Raw genomic sequence first — 24,365 nt, forward strand, 5'->3', positions numbered from 1 at the left:
ATGACTTACATAACAAGGAAATTGCGTTTACCAAGTAGACACTTCACGGAAGTGTGGTTTAAGAGATTCGTACAAGGCCCCATACAATCCATACGCCTTCTCGTATACTGAAACGTTGCGAGGCGCTGGTGTAATGCCTTCATCCGTGCGAATCAATGTGTCGCAGGCAGTTTGAACGTCCGTAAAACACCCTGCGCCAACTCCTGCTAGAACCGCTGCCCCGAAAGCCGGCCCCTCGTTCGCCTCTACCGCAAAGACGGGCTGCTGGAATACATCCGCTTGAATCGATTTCCACAGTTCGCTGCGCGCTCCACCGCCGGATACCCGGATTTCTTCAACGGGCAAATCTAGTGCGCGAATCAACCGAAGGCAATCGTGTAAACTAAACGTCACGCCTTCTAGAATCGCCCGAATGAAGTGCGCCCGCTGATGCCGACCCGTGATGCCGAAGAACGCGCCGCGTGCGAGCGGATCGAGATGAGGTGTGCGTTCACCCATGAGGTACGGCAGATAGATAAGCCCCTCGCAGCCAGCTTCGACTTGTTCTGCCTCCATGCTCAATAGTTCATACGGATCACGCCCGATGAGCTTCGCTGTCGACTGCTCGATATGCGCAAACTCGTTGCGGAACCATTGTAGCGATCCACCGGCGGCCTGCGTGACGCCCATCACGTGCCAAGCCCCTGGCACTGCGTGACAAAACGTGTGCAACCGACCAGCTTTATCCTTCACAATCCCCTCTGCGTAGGCAAACACGACGCCTGAGGTTCCGATGGTACTCGACACAATCCCCGGGCGAACAATTCCATTTCCGACGGCGCCTGCAGCTTGATCCCCTGCGCCTGCAACCACCTTGGTGCCTGGCGCGAGACCTGTAACTTCTGCTGCGTCAGCGGTGACCCCGCCAGTGACCTCGACAGATTCATAGACGTCTGGGAGCCAATCCATCGGAATGGAGAGGGCCTCGCACATCTCCCTTGACCAGCGGCGATTCGCCACGTCGAGCAGCAAGGTTCCAGACGCATCTGATACATCCGACGCAAAAACACCTGTCAGCCGATATCGGATGTAGTCTTTGGGCAACAACACTTTGTTAATCCGCGCATAGTTGTGAGGTTCATGCTCTGCAACCCACAACAGCTTCGTCGCCGTAAAGTTGGTGAGCGGCGGATTGGCAACCAGGCGAATCGTCTCGTCCAACCCGATTTCGCGCGTAATCCACTCACATTGCGCCTGCGTACGCTGGTCGCTCCAGAGAATCGCCGGCCGAATCACTTTGTCGTCCCTGTCGAGCAGGACCAAACTGTGCATTTGACCGGTCAGCCCAATTCCGGAGATTGAGTCGGCGGGAAGTCCCGAACTCGCTAAGACGTCCCGCACCGCCAGACACGTGTTTTCCCACCAAACTTCAGGGTCCTGTTCTACGTGCAGCGGCTTGTTCTGCTGATAACCATACTCTCTTGTCGCCTCGGCGAGCGTAATTCCGGAATCGTTTATCAACACGACCTTGACTCCAGATGCGCCAACGTCGATACCGATTAACCCTGTTGCGTGACGGTTTTGCATAGAAACGTCATTCCACTTCTAATAAGTATTGATTGAGCTTTGCGAGCAGCAATTCCTGACGTCCAGACGTCGTGACCGCAAACTTCTTGTCGATAATGTAGTCTTCGAGCGATTGTAAAGTTGCCTTGCCACTGACGATCTCTTGTCCAATTCCACTCTGATAGCTCCGATAGCGCTCCTCGATGAACGAATCAAAGACTCTCTCCTCGACAAGCTTTGCGGCGACCTTCAGTCCGCGGGCGAAACTGTCCATGCCGACGATGTATCCGTAGAAGAGATCGATCGGAGTCATCGATGCGCGACGGACCTTGGCATCGAAGTTCAGGCCCCCGGAATGTAGCCCACCGTTCTTCAAAACTTGATACATCGCAAGCGTCGCACTATACATATCTGTCGGGAACTCGTCTGTGTCCCATCCCAGCAACGGGTCGCCTTGGTTTGCATCTACAGACCCGAGCATCCCGTGGATTCGGCTCACATACAGCTCGTGTTCGAACGTATGTCCCGCGAGTGTCGCGTGGTTTGCTTCGAGATTAAGCTTAAATCGATCCGCCAACCCGTACGTCTTCAAAAACGCGAAAACCGGGACGGGATGGGGATCAGCGGGATCAAAAAGAAGCTTGGTCCCATCTCGGATTAATCCTCATTAGCACTGCGATGGTCACTGCAAGTACACGAAACTGGATGCATTGGTTTCCTCAAAGTCCACAACTGCGACTCGCGATCCCGTTCGCGATTGTCATCGTCATCACCGGGATAAAATTGTATGGGAACGTGCACTTCCCTATCGGAATCATCTGTTTCGTACGGTTCATGCCTCTCGTAAAAACGGTTTTAACGATACGCCAACCAATGTGCACGCTGTAAAGAAGCATCTAATTGAGGATTGTCAACTTGATACACATGGACATGGTGGGTTCGAGGATTGGAATAAGCAACCATGTGCAGGCTGAAGTCCTACATAACTTATTTCGATTTCCCTGTACAGGGGTTAAAGAATACACAGGCTTGAGGTGAACTGTCGTGCGACGGAAAAAACAAGTCTTTTCGCTACGTAATATATCCTCATCAATTAGCTCCAACTGAGCGTCAACATTTTACATAAAGATACCTCCATTGGTTTAGAGCCCTTTGATTTGCCAAAGCACAATCCGGAACTAATATTCGTATTATTGTATTAAAATGCACAATTGTGGCGATGAGCCTCTTAAACATTCGCCCCTTTTTGTCCAAGTAGATTGCGAACTAGACTGTCATGAAAATAGTGGGTATGGCATTTATAGCGGACCCGCTAGTGATAGTCGATTGGTTACCTTATTGCGTACCCCATGAGGAACTTCCGTCCGTGTAATATTTCCTATAGAACGCAATACAAGATTATACCGGAGCTTGATCTAGTTCATCATTAAGAAGGAAACTCTAGAAATATCGACCCGATCCTTTCGTACATTATTCAGTACAGGCGACGTATTGCCGAAAAGAGCCGACTATCCACTTATCGAATAGGAAAACAGGTTCCTCTACAAAGCACCGAAATTAAACTTCAGATATTAAGATTTCTACTTCACGACATTCTGCCGCAGAACGGAGCATTCCATCAATAAATTTCATGCATACCAACTTTCCGGTGGTGCCGTTCGATAGGTAATCATTCTGGTACAATAGTGCCAATCAACATTATCCGGTGAATGGAGTCGAGCAGCATGTCTAACGAACGGAAAAAGAACTCGGAGAACTCTTCAAAAACGCTATCTCTTTTCGATGAAGGTACGATGCACGAGTTACTGATGGAAGATTTAATGTTGGAATCAATGGATGAACCACAGACGACCAATAAATTGAAAGCTGCCAATTCGGAAACGGATGATACGGATGTTGCACCTACCCTTGGCGAATGGAAGCGTCTTTACGAGGCCGCAATCGAGTTTCGTGATTTGGCAGCTTGGAACTTGCTTTATGAAGACCAGCTGTTCGGAGTGGTGAATCCGGAAGATGGAGAAGTGGGCTATTGCAGTGTGATGGGGGCGAGCGGCGAGTTCCACGCCATCGCAATATATCGTGGGGGCGAGGGACTCCTGTCTTACGAGCGGATGAAACGACAGGGTGATGATGCCAAACACGACGGACTAGGCGACCCGGATGTGTTTTTAGGCCAAAAAGCCCTCATGGCCTCGTTTGAGGGCAGTAAGGATGTGGACAGGCGGGATCGCGAAGTGTTTAAGGCGCTTGGACTTCGTTTTCGTGGGAATCATGCATGGCCTATTCTCAGAAGCTATGAGCCAGGGTGTGTGCCGTGGTTCCTGAACGCAAAAGAGTGCCGGTTTCTAACTCATGCTTTAGAACAAACTATTACAGTCATTCAGCGAGTCAAGGAGAATCCGAATCTTTTCGATGAAAGGCCAGGTTGCATTCTGACGCGCACGACGATGAATAGCGACCAAACCAGTGAGTGGGTCGACCAGTGGCTAACTTGGTCTTCCCTTGAGGATGAGATTAATGATACACCTATTATGTACCCTTCTGTCGAAGTCGATGAAATGCGCCTGAAACGTGCTATGCGATCCGGGAGATCGTCCGGCGTGTGGGAAGTGGATATTTTTTATGCTCCGTTTTCCGTTCATGATGGTGCTGGTGAAAGACCATATTTTCCGCGCCTTATGCTGTGTGTACACCATAGTTCAGGTATGATTTTATCCGCTCATCCCGCTGATCGGGATGCCGAGGCTTCCGAGTTCGTAGAGCAGTTTGTGAGTACAATTGAACAACACGAGGTTTATCCTGACCAGATTGTCGTTAGGCAACAGAGTGTGGCTGAATTGTTCTATACCATCGCCGATGTCATAGATGCAGAGTTGCTCGTGGCCGATTTTCTTCCAGGTATCGAAATGGTCAGAGAAGAAATGTTAGGATTTATGGGGTAAGATAGTAAAAACAAACGTGGCTATTCCGTTAGCTCAGCATAGGTCAAGGTTGTGTAAGAAACGGAAGCACTTAGGAGCCTGTTGAACCACTCTCCCTATGAAATGACGCCGATTGTATCAATAGCAATATTTGTCCAGGTACGCCTGTAGGTGCTTTCCTTTTTGGTGTTTCTTAGAATCATTTGCATCTCATGAAAACTTTCATAAAGGCTTTCGCATTCTGTTGCGTACAACGTTACCGCCGTCCCACGTCACGGTAGGTTCGCGCCCGCAGTTCTGGGCGGGTGGATTCACACCACATGATTATCGACAACTTACAAGTCGCAACCCAGACGTGCAATCAGGACAACGTCCATAAAGACGATTATTTATGCAATCATAAATAGGCGTATTTCTTCGGTTCTTGCACAGATATGCACAGTAAGTATTCTTCGAAATACACTTTAACGGGGCATCAAATGCAAAACCTTGCCACCCCTACCTGACGTGGGGGATGAATGATGTACTCTAACAATCCTGCCGCAACACGTCGCGGAGGACGGTTGCATTGTTCCTATCCTCTGTTTTTGCGCTGAACACTAGGGTCACAGCATGCGCTGAAGCGGCCTCACGCAATTGTTGAATGCATACAGCAGCTTCGGAGCTCTCGGCGAGTTCCGCTCGATATCTTGCGACAAACTCCTCCCACCGTGATGGGTCCTGATGGATCCACTTCCGAAGTTCGTTGCTCGGCGCCACTTCCTTCATCCACACGTCGATGCGAGCTGCTTCTTTCGACACACCGCGAGGCCAGAGCCGGTCCACCAATATTCTCTGTCCATCCTCCGGAGAGGGAGCATCATACGCGCGCTTCAATCGAATTTCCATTGACAATCTCCTCAGAATTCGATAGTTGATGGCTGAAATTCTTACGACTGAGTATAGAAAGCCGCTAAGATTTTCATTAAATTTAGTGCAAAGCCAATCTACTTCCAAGTGTTATCGAATTATAGCTCTCATTGAACACTTCTGCCCAAGAGCCGAAGAAATGGTACATGTGTAGACGCGAATATTTATACTTGTGGATTAGTTACGAAGCCAAGCGACGATGCAATTCCTTCAGGATCACCCAGTCCGACAATGAGCGCATCGTACGTTGCCCCTTTCAAATTGACCTTCAATCCCCGCTTTGTGTGATGGTGGACAATAGCAAAAACCTTGCCTTCGCCGGATATAAATGTCCCCATTGCAAAGACTCCAGGGATGCGACTTCCCGGCAATTTCATCCCGTGAACGGCATGGATAGCATCATCAAGTATGGTGACTGATTTGACCGCTGAAGCAGGTACACGTATGTCTCCGTGAACCCCCTCAACCTTCTCTATGGTGGTCAACCTGAGTACGAGGCTATCTTGTTCACGAATCAAATCAGCCATCATAAACAGCCCCTTTGCTTTGTCTTAACGCTTACCCTTCCCAAAATTGTACACCTTATAGCTTGGTATGGGGCACGATCAATCATTTCCTGAACGCAATGAGGACCCATGCGCTTCTGTCGCATAAGACCCTTTGTTCAAGAAGCAAACCCTGCTGAAAATCAACCCGGCATTATCGGCCGAGTCGGAGCCGACTATGATCTCTCGATCATTCAAATTCGGCTGCTCGGAATTCTACGGGACCGAGAGCCAAGTATGTTGCAACTAGCCAAGTATCTCAATCTCGACAAATCAGCATTACAGGTCTAGTCGATCGTGCTCAACGCCGAGGACTCGTCGAACGTACGATCTCTCCAAACGACCGGCGTGGGTTCAACGTGAGAATAACTGCTGCTGGACAGCAACTTGTACAGGTGTCGAATAGGACCGATACTCTGGGATCACACGAGCTCATCGTATGATGGGGCACATGTGACCCCGAACGCCGTTTATTTACCGATCAATTCACATGCCTTCATGACGGCGCTCACGAGTATCCGCATTCCGTCAAACAATGTAGAGCGATCAAATGTCATCTTCGGATGATGAAGACCTGGTGAAACGCCACAGCCAAGTCCAAGCATCGTTGCTTTCAAGCTTGGCCGGACCGCAGTGTAGTAATGAAAATCTTCCCCCCCGGCCGTGACGATATCTGGTGCCAGCGCATCTTCGCCGAGAATGTTGACGATGGAGACAGCAACGATGTCTCTCGCTTCAGGGCTCACCTCGGCAGCCATCGTTTGCCCTACCCGTACACAACCAATTTCAGTTCCATATAAATTTCCTATGGCTAAAATGCGTTGTTCTACCTTGTCGGCCAGCAGATTTATCGCAGAATTGGTCTGGGCACGAAGATCCAATACAAACGATGCATTTCCAGGAATGATGTTCGTGCTCTCGCCGCCAGCATGCAGGCGAGTCATTTTGACTGAGTAAGGCACCATCGGATCGATGTGGAATGACTGAATGGCATTCATGATCTCTGTCTAATTCAACCTGTAAATCGGAAAGAAACGCTGTGGTGTTCAACCGACGACCCCAACCTTCGTCTCAATCACCAATTTGTCCAAGACACATTTTTTCAAACGATCCGCTTGAACACGCGACGCAACGCCTGCAAGCGGCTCTACTTTCAATATTCCTGGTTTGGTGAAGGCCACCGGCGGATCGATAATGTCCTCTTCAAAATATCTGGTACTCGGCGCTGTATCCCCAGGTAGCGTGAACCCGGGCAACGCAGTCAGCGCGATGTTATGGAGCCGGCCAATCCCTGTTTCCTCCATACCACCACACCATAAATCCAGGCCAGCTTCCTGGCATAGCTTGTGAATCACCAACGACTCGCCAAATCCGCCAACACGGCCTACCTTCAGATTGACAACCTTGCATGAACCAAGCCGGACCGCTTTGCGCAAATCTTCGGCGCTGCGAATGCTCTCATCAAGACAGATCGGAGTGCGAATCGCCGCTTGAAGATGTGCATGATCAACGATGTCATCACTCGCCAGCGGCTGCTCGATCATCATCAGATTGAGCACATCCCACTTTTTTATATGATCGATATCGGAAATCCGATTTGAATTCTCATTCAACCGCGGTTCACCTGCCTCATCCACATTCAACACGATTGGAATCTGCTCCAGCGCCCTCATGCCCAGGTCCGTGGGCCCTTGCGATACCACAGTTGCAACTGGCCAAACGGCAATCCAGCGATCCGAAGGAAGTCCCTGTTCAACTAGGTCGTTTTCCATCGTTCCGTACACATTGACTTTATACTCAGCAATCGACGCACCCAGTTTGTTCATATTGAAATGCGCGTTGCGGGATACGAGTGGATCGAACGTCCAGGCAATCGACTGGTACCCCATCTCTGCCGCTATCTGCCGTTGCATCAATTTGAGCTGATATCCGATGCCTTGATGCAAGAACTCAGGAAGCACAGCTGTCTCGTGCGACCACAATACCCACTCGCCCCGGTAAAGTGACGGAAAGCTGAAGAGGGACCCGACCGGCTGACGACCAGCATGAGCAAGTAGTAAGACCCCGCCATAAGTCGCGTGTACAAACATTTGCGCGGCTGAACAAGTATCCTCAGCCCCCCAGACCTGTTCGACAATCGCACGACACGCATGGCATTGCTCAATGTTATCCACACGTTCAATCGTGATTTGTGTCAACTGACCTCCCCCATTTCCAAAAACTCACCGGCACACGACTGCGTGTGCCGGTGATCCTTGATAGCGCTATTCGTGATATTCAAAATCACATTCCATGAGCGAAACGACCTTGGTTTTTTTAATGATCTTGTAGCCCAACCACAAAACCAGAAAGATTGGAATGCCGCAGTACGTTGCGATTACGCCAACCCAGTTGATGGGCCCACTCGTGAAAGCGCTGTAACCTTGGCCTAAGATACACACTGTACATAAGAAGACGGCAAACATAGGCCCAACTGGATACCCTTTTGCCTTATAGACAAGCTTGTTTAAATCCTTGCCTTGAGCGATATAGGCCTTACGAAAACGATAATGGCTGAGAGAAACACCGAGCCAAGCGATAAACACTGTGAGCCCTGTGGCGTTCAGCATCCATGTATAAACCACGCCGCTTCCATATAGGGAAGATAGGAAGGCCAGCGCCCCGATGATCGTAGCCAGTATAAGAGAGTTCATAGGAACACCTTTAGAATTTACTTTTGCGAACATACGAGGAGCCTTGCCCTCTTTTGCTAAAGCCCAAAGCATGCGTGAACTTGCGTACAATGATGCGTTTCCGCACGACAAGACAGATGTAAGAATGACCGCGTTCATAACCGCCGCAGCCATTGCTAATCCTGCGCGCTCAAACACCAGCGTAAACGGACTCACAGCGATGTTGGAGCTCGCCTTCAGCAGACTCGGGTCAGTGTACGGAACAATCATGCCAATGATGAAAATCGCAATGACGTAGAAAATAAGAATTCGCCAGAAAATCTGTCGAACCGCTCTAGGGACGTTCTTTTTCGGATGTGCACTTTCACCGGAAGTCAGGGCAACCAGTTCGGTGCCTGAAAACGAGAAACCAGCCACCAAAAAGACGCTGAAGAAAGAGAGAAAACCACCGTGAAATGGCGTGCCACCGAGATCGAAATTGTGGAAGCCGACTGCATGACCACCAATGATACCCACGATCATTGCGAGGCCAAGAATAATAAAGACGATAATAGTGGCGACTTTGATAATGGAGAACCAATATTCACCTTCAGCATATCCCCGCGCAGAGAAAATATTAAGAAGGAGCATAATAATCAGAAAAATAGAGCTCCACAGAATTGGCGACGAATGTGGAAACCAATACTTCATTACTAGTGAGCCTGCGGACAGTTCGGCCGGAATCGTCGTTGCCCAACCCAGCCAGTAGTTCCAGCCCATGGCGAATCCAAGCGCCGGGTCTACAAATCGCGTTGCGTATAGTTCAAAAGACCCTGCAGAAGGAATATGAGTGGCCATTTCTCCGATGCCCATCATTACAAAATAGACCATGATTCCAATGACCACATAGGCAAGAAGCGCACCACCTGCCCCTGCTGTGCTGATTGACGATCCGCTTGCCATGAACAGCCCGGTTCCAATTGCGCCGCCAATCGTGATCATCGATAAATGGCGCGATTTCAAGCTTCTCTGCAGCTTTGCTTCCACTTGTCCCCGTCCAGCCACCGACCTCAACAAGTTTGTGCTCCATAAATTTTTTTAGCATCCGTTCCGCGCTGCGCCGACCCACCTCGAAATACTCTGCGAGGTCTTTTGCGGTAAAGCGATTCTCTGTGCGCAACTTGAGAAATTGCAAGAGTTTATGAATCGTCGTCACACTGACACCGGCTCGTTCGGCTAAATCGAGAACCTCCGAGCTTTCACTTTTCAAATGATAAGACTTGCGATCCGAATACAACGGACCTATGACTTCCTTTTCGTCCGTTACGAGGAAGGCCTTGCTCGACAAAGTGTTCTTACTCGCGTAATACAGCGCGATTCTCGCATTTTCCTCCGCGGTTTTCGCGGTACGGCCAAATCCGAAACCGATACTTACCGTAATATTGATCACCCGTTCAATCTTCTCGAAAGTGTCAGGGGACTCAAAATAGCTGATAATCTGTTCGACACTACCCCTGGTTCCGTAGATAATAAACTGATCCAGGCCAAATTGGTGCACTGTGGCTTCCGTTGTTCTGCCAACTTGAAGCAACATCTGATGTACGGCAATCATAGCGTCCTGATTGAATTTCCCGGTTGTGGAAAATTCATCATTTTGGTTAACCGTAATCATCCCAACCGCAATCTGGGCATTTTTGCTAACCGCCAGTTGTCCGTAGTCAGCCGCTCGTTTCAGCGTTTCGAATATCGTATTTTCCGGACTGATAATCGCTGCACACGGCACACCTAGTTCACACAAACGGTTATAAACAAAATCGATACTCGTGAGCGCAAATTTCGTCTTTTTTTCGGCGAAGTTCCACCGATGAAACTCAATGACCTCGTCCAGATTGAATCTGTCATTATTACCGACCATCTGCTTATAGTCCTTAACAAACCAGTGAACATCGCCAAGATTAAGTTCCTGCCGAACTTGGTCGCCACATACTCTGCCTCCGGTAGATCAATGGACAAATGATTGAACAGATCGTCTCTTTGGAGCTTGATGTGTAACAGAGTGGTTGTGAGTTTATATTCATAAGACTCAATATGCACCGCAGGCAAATGATGCTCTTTAATTTTTTCCTTTGCATAGTGATACGGCAATAACCCAGCGAAAAACAGAACGTTGCAATCGAAAACAGTATCGAGCAACGCCACGCTTTCGCTGGGATGTTCGTATACATATGGAACAATTTCAACATCCTGGATCTTTCCCTGATACTTTAAGATACGCGGCATAAACTCTTTTGAGCTGAACGCCGCAATGCGTATAATCATTCGTATTCCCTCACAAATTCTCAGAATCAACGTTTGTATTCCATGTTGACCCAAAATCTCCTCCTGAGTATCGGCCATTTCACAAACCAATGTTTATCGTTCATATCCATCTGCGAGAAGATTGCAACAAACTACCCTCATAATGAACTAGTCCGATCCGTATACCTTAACAAAGCTAAAGTAGCTACAGAAGCCTTATAGAATGATTTGAATTCTTTATTAAGAAGGAGCGAATGAATGACTTATTTACCTCCAAATCAAGTCGCACATTATGCTTACGATGCTGGTTTCCGGGGGAGTTCTCTGGTAACAGCCGTTGCTGTCGCCGATGCTGAATCAACGTTTGACACTTCCGCAACAAGTCCGGGAGATACGTGTATTGGGCTATGGCAAATCAATAAAGTGAATGATGAGACGAACCCATCGGCCCTTTTTAATCCGAGCTATAATGCAAAAATGGCGTATTCAATAAGTAATGGAGGAACGAATTGGAGTGCATGGAGCACCTACACTAGTGGAACGTACAGAAGGTACCTGAGTGTTGCTGAATCAGTCGCACGAGCGGTTACGCTGCACTCATATCCTCACTTGAATGTGCGTGTAAACGGCCAATTATTCCCGGCAATCGCAGTCCAAAACACAACGTATCTCCTATGGACCGTTTTGAACAAGTGGGGCATTCCACACAGGTATCTCGGTAACGGTAAATTCTCCATTAACGGGCGAACAGTGCAAGGTATTGTTTATGGGGGCAATACCTATCTCAATTGGGCCTCAATACCTGATGTTAAGGCCATAAAGATAAATGGAGAATTTAACTTCACCGACAGCCATTAAACTCAAATTTGAGCATACGATTGAATCAATCCATGGATGTACAAGGGCCAGACCAAGAGGTTTTTCCTCTCGGTCTTTTGCTTTTTAAAGAAACATCACCAACTCCCCGAGCGATCGGTCATGTTCCGACTAACTATACTGCTGCCGGAACTGAACCGGCGTCATGCCCGTAAGTTTATGGAAAGTGTGCACGAAATGACTGTAGTCCTTGAAGCCGACGGCTTCCGCGATCGTCTTCACGGCGCGGTTCGGGCCCGATACGAGCAGCTCCTTCGACTTCTGAATTCGAAACTGAAGCAAATATTGATACGGGCTGACGCCCCAGCTTTTCCGGAATAGCGTATTTAGATGCTGCGAGCTGATCTGAAGGGCAGCCGCCATACGTTCAAGACCCAGATGGGGGTCTCCGTACTGTTCTTCGATCAGCAGGTAAATCGGGGTCAACCGCTCATGTCCTTTGGACAGGGAGGGCTGGCCTCTCACTTGCCCGAACTGCTTCAATTGCCCCAGAAAAGCATACACCTCGAGCGACCCGTTAATCCCAGCGAAATCGAAGCTGTAGCGGCATTTTTCCCCAAAGTGTTCATGTATGGTGGCAAGCGGGGCATCCGCGTCCCAACTGATCGGCAGCATGTGCTGGAGATCGAGCGACGCGGTGATGGGATTGGCTAACGCCCCGTCGAACGTCAAATACCAGGTCGACCAAGTCTGAGTTTCCGGACTGTAGCTGTGAGGAACGCCCGGCTTCAGCAAAATGCCTTGATTAGTGGACAGCTTGACCGTCGTTCCGTTCACCGTGAATTTCCCGCACCCCTCCACCGTATGGAGCCAATGAAAGCAATGAAACCCATCCTCCCTATTAATCGCGATTTGATGCTCCGAGTAGCCGACCGTGCTTAGATGCAAGGGCAAACGCTGATCCAACTCCGTTGTCACAAAGTGTCTACCGTACGGACCCATCGGTTACCTACCTCTTTCATTTATTCATATCGAATACGCTTTATATTATATTTTATTCCATTTTTCCTTGCCATAAAATAAGGTTGTCAGTTGTCTATTCTTATATCCGTAAATGGAGGTCGAATGTCATGTCCCTGAAAATCGGTTTTATCGGTACCGGCGGCATTGCCAGCTGCCACTTGGAAAACCTGGCGAAGTTGGAAGGTGTGCAAGTCGTTTCGTTCTACGATCTCGATGCACCCCGCGCACAAAAAGCCGCCGCCGCGTTCGACGGCGCGAAAGCGTTTGCGAGTATGGACGACATGTTGGATGGGGCGGCTCTTGACGGCGTTTACGTATGCGTCCCTCCGCTCGCTCACGGAGACGCGGAATTGCGGCTCATGGAACGGAACATTCCGTTTCTGGTGGAGAAGCCGCTGGGGATCAACGCGGAAGTGCCGGCCGACATCGCTGAACAGTTGAAGGAGAAGAAGCTGATTACGTCCGTCGGCTATCATTGGCGATATAACGAGTCCACCGGGCACGCCAAGCGGCTGCTCGCGGACAGCCAACCGGGCATGGCCCTCGGCTACTGGATGGGCGGAATGCCTATGGTCCCGTGGTGGAGAGTACAGACCGGCTCGGGCGGGCAGTTCGTCGAGCAGACGACGCATATAGTCGACTTGCTGCGCTGCCTGTGCGGCGAAGTCCGCGAAGTTTATGCCGCGTACGCGCTGAGGGTCATGCACGAGAAAGTGCCGGGCACCGACGTGCCGGACGTCGGAACCGTGACGTTGAAGCTCGCGAACGGCATGGTGGCCACGATCTCGAATACGTGTCTGCTGCCTGTCGGCCATCATGTAGGACTCGACCTTTATACGAACAAGGGCGTGCTGGAGATTCGCAGCGGAGAACTGCGCGAGATCGCCCCGGACGGCGTAACAACGTTCGGTTCGACGACGAACCCTTACTTCATGGAAGACGAGGCGTTTATTTATGCCTTGCGCACGGGCGACGCTTCCCGCATCTTATCCGATTACGCAGATGCGCTGCGCACTCACGAAGTAACGATCGCCGCGAACGAATCCGCGCTTAGCGGCCAGCCCGTATCTTTAACCTGAGGAAAGGGGATGTGCCCGATTATGAAATGGTCTTTATGTATCGGCGCTTATGCCGGCAAAGACGAGATTTATCACTTGGAGAAAATCAAGGAGCACGGCTTTGACGGCCTTGAATACTACGCTTGGTGGAATTTGAGCGATTTGAACAGAACGGCAAAGGAACAGGAGCGGATCGGCGTCGGCATCAACGCTACCTGCACCAAATTCATCAGCCTCGTGGATGAGTCGCTGCGCGACGCTTATTTAGAGGGCGTCCGCCAGACTATAGAGGCGTGCCGCATCTTGAATGTGAAGTCGGTCATCTCCCAGACGGGCAACCTGCTGGAAGATGTTCCGCGCGAGACGCAGCGACAGACGATGGTCGAGACGTTGAAGCGCTGCGCGCCGCTGTTTGAGCAAGCCGGTATCGTGCTGGAAGTCGAGCCGCTGAACGGACTAGTCGATCATGCGGGTCACTTCCTGCAGCGTTCGGACGAATCGGTCAGCGTAATCGATCAAGTGGGCAGCCCCAACGTGAAGCTGGTGTTCGACGTCTATCACCAGCAGATTACAGAGGGCAACGTTATCCGCAACGCAACCGGTTACATCGACCGGATCAACCACTATCACATCGCGGACAATCCGGGCCGTAAGCAGCCGGGAACGGGCGAGCTGAACTACGTCAACATCCTGCGCGCGATCCGGGATACCGGGTTTAACGGCTACGTCGGCCTCGAGTGCGGGTACACGATCGATACGGATGAGGCGATCGAGCAGTTCAAACGCGAGGTGCTGACACAGGTGTTGGCGGGATAAGCGAATCGAATGATTAACAAGGCAGTCTGAAGGCATCTCCGCACGAGATATGTACAATTTTGGGTTTAAGGTTCGGCCCGAAGACAAGGGTTCGTCAACGGTTGGCACACTGATAGCCGAGGGTTGGTTACCGCATTTCGTACCGTCCGTCAAAGGACTCCCTCCGGCTAACCACGTGCGACGGTTAATTCCCTGCACATTGGGGCCACGAGGTTTCCCTGTACTGGTTCCTCTGCCTTCAGGCCCAGCCTTTAACCTTGTTCTTGAATTAATCCATTCACTTCTCAGCTTCTACAAATACCTATGCAAAGAATAGTCAGAGGCGAAACGCGCAAGTGGAAACCAACAGGGATCTTGTCCATGTCATTCCGTCTGCTACTTACATTTCATGAATCATCTCCGAAAAAGGGGTGAGAACCAACATGAGTGTGAGCGCATACGTGACGAATTCAGAGGGAAACACCGTATCACGTATTGATGTGAAGACGAATCGAGTCGTAGCTACGATCCCCGTTGGGAATAGCAAACATACAAGGAGCATTTGCGCCTTTAGCATCATTTCTAGTGGGTTTGATGTGATAACTGAATGTACTGGTATGTTATCACATCAACCTGTGCTTCGCTAAGGAACACAAATATCTAAAGCTATCCTACGAGTATGCAGTGATAAAAAACGATATTCGAAAGACAATAGACGATCAAAACACCATGATACCTCCAGCACCTTGTGTGTCCTTTATAAAACGGTACTCGGGTTGCTTTAGCCACCGTTATTCACGTCAGCACTATCAAAACCCATACGACCGGACGCAGTGTGCCAGGCCGCCCCGTTGTTAAGGCTGTATTGCTCAGATGTACTTTCCCCTGTTATGTCAATGACCAGTTTCATTCCGACAAAAATGGCCATTTAAAACTGTCAAATGTGGTCAGGTCGTCAGAGACTCGCATTTCCTCCTTTCATGCGGTACCTTTCTCCGCTGAACGTAAACACGAAAGCATGGTGCAATAGTCGGTCTAGTGTTACACTGACGAGTGTCGGATTGGGGAACAGTGCTCCCCATTCTTCAAATGGCCTGTTACTCGTGACAATCAGGCTCTGACGGTCGTACGCATTGGCCACCAATTGAAAGAGATGGTTGCCAGTTGTGTCATCCATCGGGACATACCCAAGCTCATCAATCACAATGAGGTCGAGCTTAGCAAGAGAGCGGAGTTTGTTCTTTACACTTCCATCGGCTATCGCGGCGTAAAGTCCATCTATTAAATCTGGTGCAGTGGTGAAGAGTACATCTTTCCCTTGAATGGCTGCCTCGTAGGCTAAAGCAATCGCAATGTGGGTCTTGCCAAGGCCAGGTGGCGCAAGCATCATCCCTCACGAATATTCATGCAACAACCGTAAGGTATGTTTCTTCACAGTTTTATGCCTAGTCGAATCATATCACGGCACTGAATTCCGTTTTCGTAAATTGGTTCGAGGTAATGCAAGGTAAAAAAATCCCGATCTACACCGCAAATTCGGAAACCACATTTTTGGTACAATGCTAACTGTCCAACGCTTGAATTTCCTGTTCCAATTTCAATTACTTTGTAGCCTTTAGAGCGAGCTTTTTCAATAGCATGAAGAACTAATTGTTTTCCATATCCCTTCCCTTGCTCCTCTGCGGTAACTGCAACATTCACAAGTTCCACCGTTTGCGGACGCGTTTCAATTAAGACATATACACCGACAACTTGATCATTCAATTCAGCAACAAAACAATCCCCACGAGATATGTAACTCTCAACGACTTCTTGTGATGGGTCGGCAAGTAATAGAAGAGGCATGGGGTAATCTTCATCTGAACTCAAACGTCGAATTTGGAAACCCTTCATTTGTAACTCACCCACAATCCGTGTTTCTATAATAACAATTCCATTGTATTGTAGAGTCGCTATGTCGTTAACCTGCCAGTATTGCAATATCACCTGACCATCAGTCGCTGTATGTTCATGCGATTTGGAACAACAGAGTTTATGCGATTTACGTCCCCTTATGTTCTAAAAGGCTCCTCTCACCTCTCCCAAATACAGACCATAAATCTAAAATTCGACTGGGTGTTGACACACCGCATTCATGTGTATACATTTGAATAAAAACCATGCCTAGAATCGCTTTAACAGAGTCTTTATAAATCTCCTGTCCTTCAGTTAACTTCCGACTATGAATGTCTAATACATCCCCATAAATCGTCTGCCATGCTAAGTTTAAAGCTTCTACCTTTCTCTGTGTGTTACCCATTGAGCACATTATAACGAACAAGCGCGTTTACGATATATCGAACGATGTTCGCGTTCGTTGGATTATATAACAGGTGGATAGGCGCAGATAGTTTATGCTTTCTCCATAAAATGATTAAATATTTAGATATTTAATTGACTGGTGATTTATACGTATGTTAAAATAATCCAAAATCGGATTTGTGAAACGATCTCAGGATGTACATCTGGAGAGATTGTCTAGTTGTGATAGAGTACATTTTTCCAGGTTTAAGTCGTAGTTTAAAAATGAACTTTGGAAGGGCTTCTTATAAGGAGGAATCTGTCTTGCTACGTTGGCCCCTCTTTGCTGACCACTTTTCATGCGACAATCCAGAGATGGTCTTGACCACTCTAGATAAGGAAAGTTGGCGCGTCGATACTAGCCCCAAGGGAGGCAAAATCGAACAAACAGGGACCTCTGGTAAGGTTGGCAGAGGCGATTGGACTAGAGCCAAATTTCTTACGGTGGACGTCCTCCACCGCTGCCCAGATATCCTTGTCATCGTGGTCACGTTTGCAGTCGGCCATCGTGCCCACCTGAACGATGAGATTGAGGTACATTTCGGTGTTCTTCCCAATGTACCGACCCGCCTCTGCATTCCGCTCGAAGCTCTCAACGCACAAACACTCTTTCTATCACGATATCCAGGGACCATGCAAACGGTCCTGCGCGGTGGCACGGGGATTCGCGCGGATGAAGTGAATTATCTGTCAATCGGGACTATTCAATCGATAGAATCGAGATCGTTCGTCATTTCGAACCTGGCGCTGACATCAGAGGAACCTGAGTTCTTAGTAAACAAGCAACCCATCATTGACAAACTGGGACAGCATACTGGTAATAGTTGGTACAATAGGATACCAAATGCAAAAGCGTTAGCTGATGATCTCCAGCACGAAATGGAGCGAGAGGAATCCTCCGATTTCTATGCTGGTCGTTGGGGACGATATGGGGGGTTCAAGGGACTCCAATTCGAGACCAGTGGCTTCTTTCGTACTCACCATGATGGGCGACGTTGGTGGCTGGTGGACCCAGAAGGATACGCTTTCCTTTCTACGGGTTTCGATTGTGTGAGTCCAGGAGAGTTTATGAAAGTGAATGGCATGTCGCACCTTACCACATGGTTACCGGCTAAACATAGCCGGTTTCAGGATGCCTGGTCGTACCGAAACGGTGAGCAGCACTTCAGCTATGCCGTTGCAAATCTCATTCGAGCTTTTGGTACAGACTGGTGGAGCAAATGGGTGCACTTGACTATTCAGCGTCACCGCGAGTGGGGGTTGAACACAATTGGAAACTGGTCTCAGCCAGAGTTCATTCGTGCTGCCAACATTCCGTATGTGTGGCCCTTGGCTGGCTTTCCGTCAACTCGCAACATGATCTTCCGTGATTTCCCAGATGTCTTTGATGAAAGTTACCAGCAAAATGCGGACGTGTTTGCCCGTCAACTCGAGTCTTTCGTGGACGATCCGCTCCTCATCGGTTACTTCCTCCGGAATGAGCCCCATTTCGCCTTTGTGGATCACTTAAACATTGCGGAGAAGATGCTGGAGAGTCCAACTCACTTCAGATCCAAGGACAGACTCATCACATTTCTTCAAAAGAAATATGCCAACTCGATAGAGGAGTGGAATCGGGCTTGGAACAGTGATTTCACATCCTTTGAGGATCTCCTTATACCTACGCGAGATATTGCTTCCCGTTCTGCACAAGCGCATGCGGACCTCGATGAGTTTAGTGGAGAAATGATAGAAGCCTATGTGCGGATTCCGGCGGAGGCGTGTAAGCGAATTGATCCCAATCACCTCAACCTTGGAATGCGCTACGCGTGGATTTCATCGGAACATTTACTGCGCGGAGCACAGCACTTTGATGTATTCTCCATGAATACGTATCAGATGAAACCGGACGGCAGTGTGATTCGTCAAATTCACGACGCAACCGGCCTGCCGGTGATGATTGGAGAGTTCCACCACGGTGCGGCGGACACTGGAATGCTCGCAACGGGTATACGTGGAGTACGGACTCAGCATGACAGAGGGCTCTCGTACCGGTACTTTGTGGAACAAGGTGTAGCGATGCCGGAACTAGTCGGAATGCACTATTTTCAGTGGAATGATCAGCCCCTCCTCGGTCGATATGACGGAGAGAACTACCAAATCGGGGCAGTAGATGTATGCCACCAACCCTATCGAGACTTCATCTCTGGACTGAAGGAGACTCACCTCCATATGTACGAAGTAGCTAGTGGACTTCGAGTTCCCTACGATAAAGAACCCGAACAAATACCTAAAACTGGATTTTAACTAACACAATGTGAAATAAGCGCGGACTCGAGCGTTACTCCTCTTGGAAAGTTAGAGATTGAATTTTACGCCTGACAAACCAATTCGTCGCGATAGCGGATAAGCTGAAAAACAGTGCAAAGAACAAAATCGGAAATTTCATACACACGAAAAACATGACATTCAGAATCACAACATTAAAGAAGGTCAGCCATGGTCTGTATAAAATTAACTTAAAGGCATTTAAAAGTAATCCCTTCACCGTAGATTTCGTATACACAATCAGTGGATAAATATGAAGAATCCCGATGCATGAAATCAACAGAATCATGTACATCGCAATGACAGAGAGTGATGAATGAATTCCAATTGACATGTGTAAATCCATTTCTACACTACATAGGATGATGAAAAATAAGCCGCCGGCGAGAAGCCCTTGTTTCCAATTCTGACGAACACCGTACCAAAACTCCCGAAGAACACTGTAATCCTCTCTATCAATGATTTTCCTCGCGACGACAAATATCCCGACGGTGGAAATTGGGATTGTAATAATCGGGATACAACTAATTAGAAATACGATGTTAAGTACCACGAATTTGTATGAAATACTCAATAGTTTGTATAGTGGACCATCAATCGAAAACATTTCATATCCCTCCCTATTGCTGATCAACATCTCTACGTCCCAAAGGATTAGCGAGTCGTCAATCAATCCTTTGGGGCGCTCAGGAGATGTCCTATACAGCGTGGTCAGCTGTGTTATCCATACCGGACCATATTTTTTGTGAAGACCATGGTGTGTCTGCCCACTCCAAAACTCGTCGTGGCTGGGTATACCGAGCGGTAGAAAAGCAGTGGAACATAGGTAAAGGCTGCCTGTTGAAATATACGGTTCACCTAGAGTGGGCTGACTACCGCAGAGTCCAATTCGCAGCCAACCGTTATCGTCAAAAGTCCCCGGCACCTCCAAACAACGCTTGATTACAGCTTCTAGGGCACACCGTACCTGTGGCGGAGACACTTCTTGTGGTAACTGTTTCAGCATAGCCATTTGAGCCAAAAGGTGAAAAGCACCACATCGATAGGTAATTGAGCGACCAAAGGCAGGGAAAGTCCCTTCCGGAGAAATCAACATTTCCTGTACGGCCGCGAATCGGCGTGCACGACTCAGCACACTATTCAACCGGCTTTCGCCAATTGAATAGTGTGGTAATGCGCTCACAACATGGCGAACGATATCTAGTAGTATTGGTTGAATGACGAAGCTGTTGTAGTAGTCCCAGTGGAATTCTGGGCCGTCCCCATACGTTCCGTCTCCTTTATACCACTGCTCGTGTTGACGAATGGCGTAATCGATTCGCATAACATCGTAGTCGTCCCCAATTGTCAATAACGCCACTTCAATCATCGCTGAAAAGAGCAGCCAATTGTTCCAACATGGCTGAATCCTGCGCGTCCGTTTCAGTGCAATTACAACGTTTTGTTTGACCGTACTAGCTAACTTATGCCACAGTTCATTTGGAGCTCGAACGATGGCATGCGCAAGAAATGCGGCGTCAACAAGCGGTTGGGCGTAGACCGTTCCGCAGCTCAATACATCCACATAATCTGGTGAATCTGGCCTCGTGATTGAATCAATAGCTTGCCTCGCACGCTCGGCGTATGCCTCTCTTAGTCCCTCTTCTTCTGTCTCTGAGCTTCGCAGTTCCAGCCAAGGCGCCATCCCGGCTAGCAGCCGCGCTACCGCCTCTAAGTGTGTCACTCTCGAGCGATCTATCTTGGATTCTATGGGCATAAGCCGTTTTAACTGTCCCACCGCTGAAGCAGATAAAACTGGATGGGCGATTCGTACCAATGTGTTTACCCAATACTTCCTTCCCGTCTCTTCCATCCTAATTCGTCACCGCCCCTCGTGAAGTGCGTGATGTCTTGCCGCTTAGTTTGGTAGACACGATAGAGAGACGGGATGCTTTGGGGTAAAGAATCCCGCCACCCCGTTGTCATTTACCTGCAATTCCTTTCAAACTAAATCTGAACATGTAAGGGCGATTAGACGGTAGCGTAAACTCAGGATGGGTTCTGGAGCCCCAACTGTCATCCCCACCGACACCCATTTGCTTGTAGTTCACTCGGACCACGGTCTTGTCACTACTAGGAAGCTTATATACGTGGTCATGTTCCTCAAGCTCCAACGGCGTGTACGGTAGAACGTTTAATTCAAATGGTTGAGACGCCCAGATTGTGATTCCAGCCCCAACGTCGTTGATGATAGATGCTCTCCGGACGTCCGTCTTATTACCGCACTCCTGCGGACGTAAATAGGGAAGAAATTGGTCAATGACTTTACCTTCATAAGAGCCTATACACGCTGCCGCTTGACGATCCCAATAAGATTCGTGCGGCCCTCTTCCGAACCATTTTAGATTTCCAAACTTTGACGTCATCTCAAACAGAATGCCGATTTCCGGAATTTCCGACAGCCCCTGCCCCGGTACCAGTCCGAGTTGCACATCAATATTTCCGTCTCCTGTGATGGTGTACGTGACGGTACAGATTGAAGCATTAGTCGTCGACACCAAATAGGTTGACGTCACTTTTACGATGTTATCGGTACTCTCGGTGGTGAAACTCCGCAATTGCCGATTAAGTCCTGCATCTCGCCATGTGGCGCATCGCTGCGGGTGTCCGTTGCCTCTGTCATTGTCAATATACGCACGCCAGAAATTCGGCCTTGGCGCACTCTTGATAAGCTCTATCCCATCAAAAATGTAGGAGTCAAGGTCACCAGTGGTCTTGTCAAACTGCATAGAGAAGTGATTTCCTAAAACATTCACTGCAAGTGCATCTTCCTCGGTCCTTAGCTCAGTCTCTACCCTCAATACATGTGAGACGGAATGCTGCAGCGGGAGAGCAAACTGCTCGTATGCGATGACGTGTCCCTTCTGTGCCCACAACGTATCTTCCTTAAGTGCCAAGCTCAAAGTAAGCCAATACTCGCTACTCTCGGACGTTCCCAAGGGGGAAATTGGAATCGAGACGACTTGTGCCTCTCCAGGCGGCGTATCAATGACACCTTGTCCATACTCACGTACGCCATCCTCACTTACGATTTCCCACAACAGATTAAAATCCCTGAGATTCGTGAAAAGATGGCGATTCTCAACGCGAACGGCTCCCTCCTCAAGATTCACCGCAGTGAATTTAACGTTCTGGTAACACTTCTTCACTTCATAAAGCTTAGGTGACACGGTCCTATCGGCAAAAATCAACCCGTTCCCGCAAAAGTTCCCATCATTCGGAGACTCTCCGAAGTCGCCGCCGTAAGCGAGGTACTCGATTCCTTCCGGGGTCGTTGTCCGGATGGCCTGGTCAACCCAGTCCCAAATAAAGCCACCCTGTAAAACCGGGTAACGTTCGAACAATTCCCAATACTTGTGCAACCCGCCGCAGGAGTTCCCCATCGCGTGACTGTATTCACAGAGAATGAATGGCTTCTTGGGATTGTTGCGCGCGTAACGCTCAATATCATGAACGGAAGAGTACATGCGACTCTCGATGTCCGACGCAGCATCGGAGGCACGCCACATGGTAATCCCCTCGTAGTGTACGATGCGGGTCGGATCAACCGAACGAAGATAGTCGTGCATCCGTAGAAAGTTGTCACCGCCGAATGACTCATTACCAAGTGACCAAATGAGCACACAAGAATGGTTTTTGTCGCGTTGAAACATGGAGTTGCACCGATCTAACACATTGGCGCTCCACTCCGGTCTGCTTCCGGGAATCGCGCCATCCAGGTCAGTTTGGCTATAATTCCAGGTCCCATGGGTCTCCAAATTGACTTCATCAATTACGTACATGCCATACTTGTCACAGATCTCATACCAAAGAGGATGATTAGGATAATGGGACGTGCGTACAGCATTTATGTTGTACCTCTTCATGAGGAGAACATCTTGCAGCATATCGTCATAGGTGATAGCCCGCCCACGACTGCAGGTAAACTCGTGGCGGTTGACACCCTTGAAGATGATTCTTTCACCGTTTAGTAACATGAGGCCATCTTTGATCTCAAATTTGCGTACGCCAACTTTGCAGGATACAGCTTCCAAGGTGTCCCCTTGCTGATTCTTAAGGCACAGCACTAGAGTGTACAGGTTTGGATGCTCCGCGCTCCATTTTAGCGGATTCCGTAGTTGTGACGACAACTGCACGTCGAAGAATTCATTATTTTGAAAGTCCACATCTGCGCACAGGGAATTTCCAACCATATACATGTTATGTGAATCGTACAATGACACTTCAAGTTTCAACGTTCCAGTATTCCGCCGAAAGTAATTTAGGATTTTCGCGTCAATATCCAACTGTGCGTCCTGATATCTCTCATCCAGGATTGTTTTCACAGAGAAATCGAAGATGTACGATTCCGGACGTGTGTACAAATACACGTCCCGAAAAATACCACTCAGTCTCCAGAAGTCCTGATCTTCTAGCCAACTCGCATCGCACCAACGATAAACTTCGACGGCAAGCTTGTTCTCTCCCTCCACCAAGTAGGGAGTCAAATCAAATTCAGCGGGTGTGAACGTATCTTCGCTGTAGCCGACTAAGTCCCCGTTGACCCACACGTAGAACGCCGATTCGACACCTTGAAAACTTATATAAACCGGTTGATCTATCCATGTTTCAGGAATAGTGAATGTCCGAACGTAAGACCCCACTGGATTATATTCGGTGGGCGCAAACGGAGGTTCGATTTCCTCTTTACTCTGCCATGGATATCGGATATTTGTGTACTGCGGATAGTCATAGCCTTGAAACTGCCAATGCCCTGGTACTTCGATATCCACCCAATCGTCGCATTCATAATCCGTCCTGTAGAACTGTTGAACACGTTTCGCAGGACATTCAGAGAAAGAAAACTTCCAACGTCCATTCAGTGAGATGTATCTGGAGGACAACTCTCGATTCCCTCGGTAAGCTGATTCAGCCGAGGTATATGAGGTCATGCTTGCTCTTGTTGGTAAACGATTTAATTGGAAAATGTCAGGGTTGTTGTTCCACTCCGGAAACCCATTGCTGGGGGGGCTATATTTATACTTTTCTCGCATGAGATGCACCTCTTTTTATTCGCTCAAAAGACACCACCGAGTACTCTACTCGAGTGCCAGCCACTCCATGAAAACGTATTAAATT

The 24,365-nt window shown here is 48.8% G+C and carries 17 protein-coding genes and 1 pseudogene; 6 read left to right on the forward strand and 12 right to left on the reverse strand.

Annotated features, from left to right (window positions below; translation table 11 throughout):
- Positions 1-27 precede the first annotated feature (27 nt).
- A complete protein-coding gene (gene xylB / locus NZD89_RS16715; RefSeq protein WP_268003932.1) occupies positions 28-1,566 on the reverse strand; it encodes a xylulokinase in 1,539 nt (512 codons plus the stop codon).
- 7 nt (positions 1,567-1,573) lie between these two features.
- Positions 1,574-2,146: pseudogene (locus NZD89_RS16720) on the reverse strand (apurinic/apyrimidinic endonuclease family protein); the annotation flags it as partial.
- Between the two features lie 1,123 nt (positions 2,147-3,269).
- Here NZD89_RS16720 and NZD89_RS16725 point away from each other — a divergent pair.
- The gene (locus tag NZD89_RS16725) at positions 3,270-4,487 is read left to right on the forward strand and encodes a DUF7309 domain-containing protein (RefSeq protein WP_268003933.1); all 1,218 of its coding nucleotides are present in this window, start codon (positions 3,270-3,272) and stop codon (positions 4,485-4,487) included.
- 507 nt (positions 4,488-4,994) lie between these two features.
- On the opposite strand, the gene NZD89_RS16730 is transcribed toward NZD89_RS16725, so the two are convergent.
- The 5 genes from NZD89_RS16730 to NZD89_RS16750 form a co-directional block, all read right to left on the reverse strand.
- Positions 4,995-5,354 carry a DUF488 domain-containing protein gene (locus tag NZD89_RS16730; RefSeq protein ID WP_268003934.1) on the reverse strand — a complete coding sequence of 120 codons (360 nt, stop codon included), beginning with the start codon at positions 5,352-5,354 and terminating at the stop codon, positions 4,995-4,997.
- 185 nt (positions 5,355-5,539) lie between these two features.
- Positions 5,540-5,902 carry a hypothetical protein gene (locus NZD89_RS16735; protein WP_268003935.1) on the reverse strand — a complete coding sequence of 121 codons (363 nt, stop codon included), beginning with the start codon at positions 5,900-5,902 and terminating at the stop codon, positions 5,540-5,542.
- A gap of 488 nt (positions 5,903-6,390) precedes the next feature.
- Positions 6,391-6,918 (reverse strand): M20/M25/M40 family metallo-hydrolase, encoded by a 528-nt coding sequence (locus tag NZD89_RS16740; protein WP_268003936.1) that lies wholly within the window; start codon positions 6,916-6,918, stop codon positions 6,391-6,393.
- A gap of 48 nt (positions 6,919-6,966) precedes the next feature.
- Positions 6,967-8,118 (reverse strand): enolase C-terminal domain-like protein, encoded by a 1,152-nt coding sequence (locus tag NZD89_RS16745; protein WP_268003937.1) that lies wholly within the window; start codon positions 8,116-8,118, stop codon positions 6,967-6,969.
- 66 nt (positions 8,119-8,184) lie between these two features.
- The gene (locus NZD89_RS16750) at positions 8,185-9,573 is read right to left on the reverse strand and encodes an amino acid permease (RefSeq protein WP_268008515.1); all 1,389 of its coding nucleotides are present in this window, start codon (positions 9,571-9,573) and stop codon (positions 8,185-8,187) included.
- A 1,554-nt stretch (positions 9,574-11,127) separates the two neighbouring features.
- Between NZD89_RS16750 and NZD89_RS16755 the strand changes: the two genes are divergently transcribed.
- A complete protein-coding gene (locus tag NZD89_RS16755; RefSeq protein WP_268003938.1) occupies positions 11,128-11,727 on the forward strand; it encodes a transglycosylase SLT domain-containing protein in 600 nt (199 codons plus the stop codon).
- 129 nt (positions 11,728-11,856) lie between these two features.
- Here NZD89_RS16755 and NZD89_RS16760 read toward each other — a convergent pair whose 3' ends face one another.
- The gene (locus NZD89_RS16760; RefSeq protein WP_268003939.1) at positions 11,857-12,687 is read right to left on the reverse strand and encodes an AraC family transcriptional regulator; all 831 of its coding nucleotides are present in this window, start codon (positions 12,685-12,687) and stop codon (positions 11,857-11,859) included.
- A 128-nt stretch (positions 12,688-12,815) separates the two neighbouring features.
- On the opposite strand from NZD89_RS16760, the gene NZD89_RS16765 reads away from it, so the two are divergent.
- The 3 genes from NZD89_RS16765 (at position 12,816) to NZD89_RS29720 (ending at position 15,208) form a co-directional block, all read left to right on the forward strand.
- Entirely contained in the window at positions 12,816-13,787 is a 972-nt protein-coding gene (locus NZD89_RS16765; RefSeq protein ID WP_268003940.1) for a Gfo/Idh/MocA family protein, read from the forward strand.
- A gap of 21 nt (positions 13,788-13,808) precedes the next feature.
- The gene (locus tag NZD89_RS16770) at positions 13,809-14,582 is read left to right on the forward strand and encodes a TIM barrel protein (RefSeq protein ID WP_268003941.1); all 774 of its coding nucleotides are present in this window, start codon (positions 13,809-13,811) and stop codon (positions 14,580-14,582) included.
- Between the two features lie 422 nt (positions 14,583-15,004).
- Positions 15,005-15,208: a hypothetical protein gene (locus NZD89_RS29720; protein ID WP_369125204.1), complete on the forward strand. Its 204-nt coding sequence runs from the start codon at positions 15,005-15,007 to the stop codon at positions 15,206-15,208.
- A 308-nt stretch (positions 15,209-15,516) separates the two neighbouring features.
- Here the strand turns inward: NZD89_RS29720 and NZD89_RS16775 are convergent, their stop codons facing one another.
- Both NZD89_RS16775 and NZD89_RS16780 read right to left on the reverse strand, forming a co-directional pair.
- Entirely contained in the window at positions 15,517-15,951 is a 435-nt protein-coding gene (locus tag NZD89_RS16775; protein ID WP_268003942.1) for an ATP-binding protein, read from the reverse strand.
- Between the two features lie 41 nt (positions 15,952-15,992).
- Positions 15,993-16,454 (reverse strand): GNAT family N-acetyltransferase, encoded by a 462-nt coding sequence (locus NZD89_RS16780; RefSeq protein ID WP_268008516.1) that lies wholly within the window; start codon positions 16,452-16,454, stop codon positions 15,993-15,995.
- 711 nt (positions 16,455-17,165) lie between these two features.
- On the opposite strand from NZD89_RS16780, the gene NZD89_RS16785 reads away from it, so the two are divergent.
- On the forward strand, positions 17,166-19,187 hold the full coding sequence (locus NZD89_RS16785; RefSeq protein WP_268003943.1) for a beta-galactosidase: 2,022 nt from the start codon (positions 17,166-17,168) through the stop codon (positions 19,185-19,187).
- Positions 19,188-19,221: 34 nt separating this feature from the next.
- Here NZD89_RS16785 and NZD89_RS29325 read toward each other — a convergent pair whose 3' ends face one another.
- Positions 19,222-21,060, reverse strand: coding sequence for a DUF2264 domain-containing protein (locus NZD89_RS29325; RefSeq protein WP_326492855.1), 1,839 nt, complete (start codon positions 21,058-21,060; stop codon positions 19,222-19,224).
- Positions 21,061-21,169: 109 nt separating this feature from the next.
- Positions 21,170-24,280 (reverse strand): beta-galactosidase, LacZ type, encoded by a 3,111-nt coding sequence (gene lacZ / locus NZD89_RS16800; RefSeq protein ID WP_268003945.1) that lies wholly within the window; start codon positions 24,278-24,280, stop codon positions 21,170-21,172.
- Positions 24,281-24,365 lie beyond the last annotated feature (85 nt).

Origin of the sequence: Alicyclobacillus fastidiosus, from assembly GCF_026651875.1 — a bacterium.
Lineage (GTDB): Bacteria > Bacillota > Bacilli > Alicyclobacillales > Alicyclobacillaceae > Alicyclobacillus > Alicyclobacillus fastidiosus.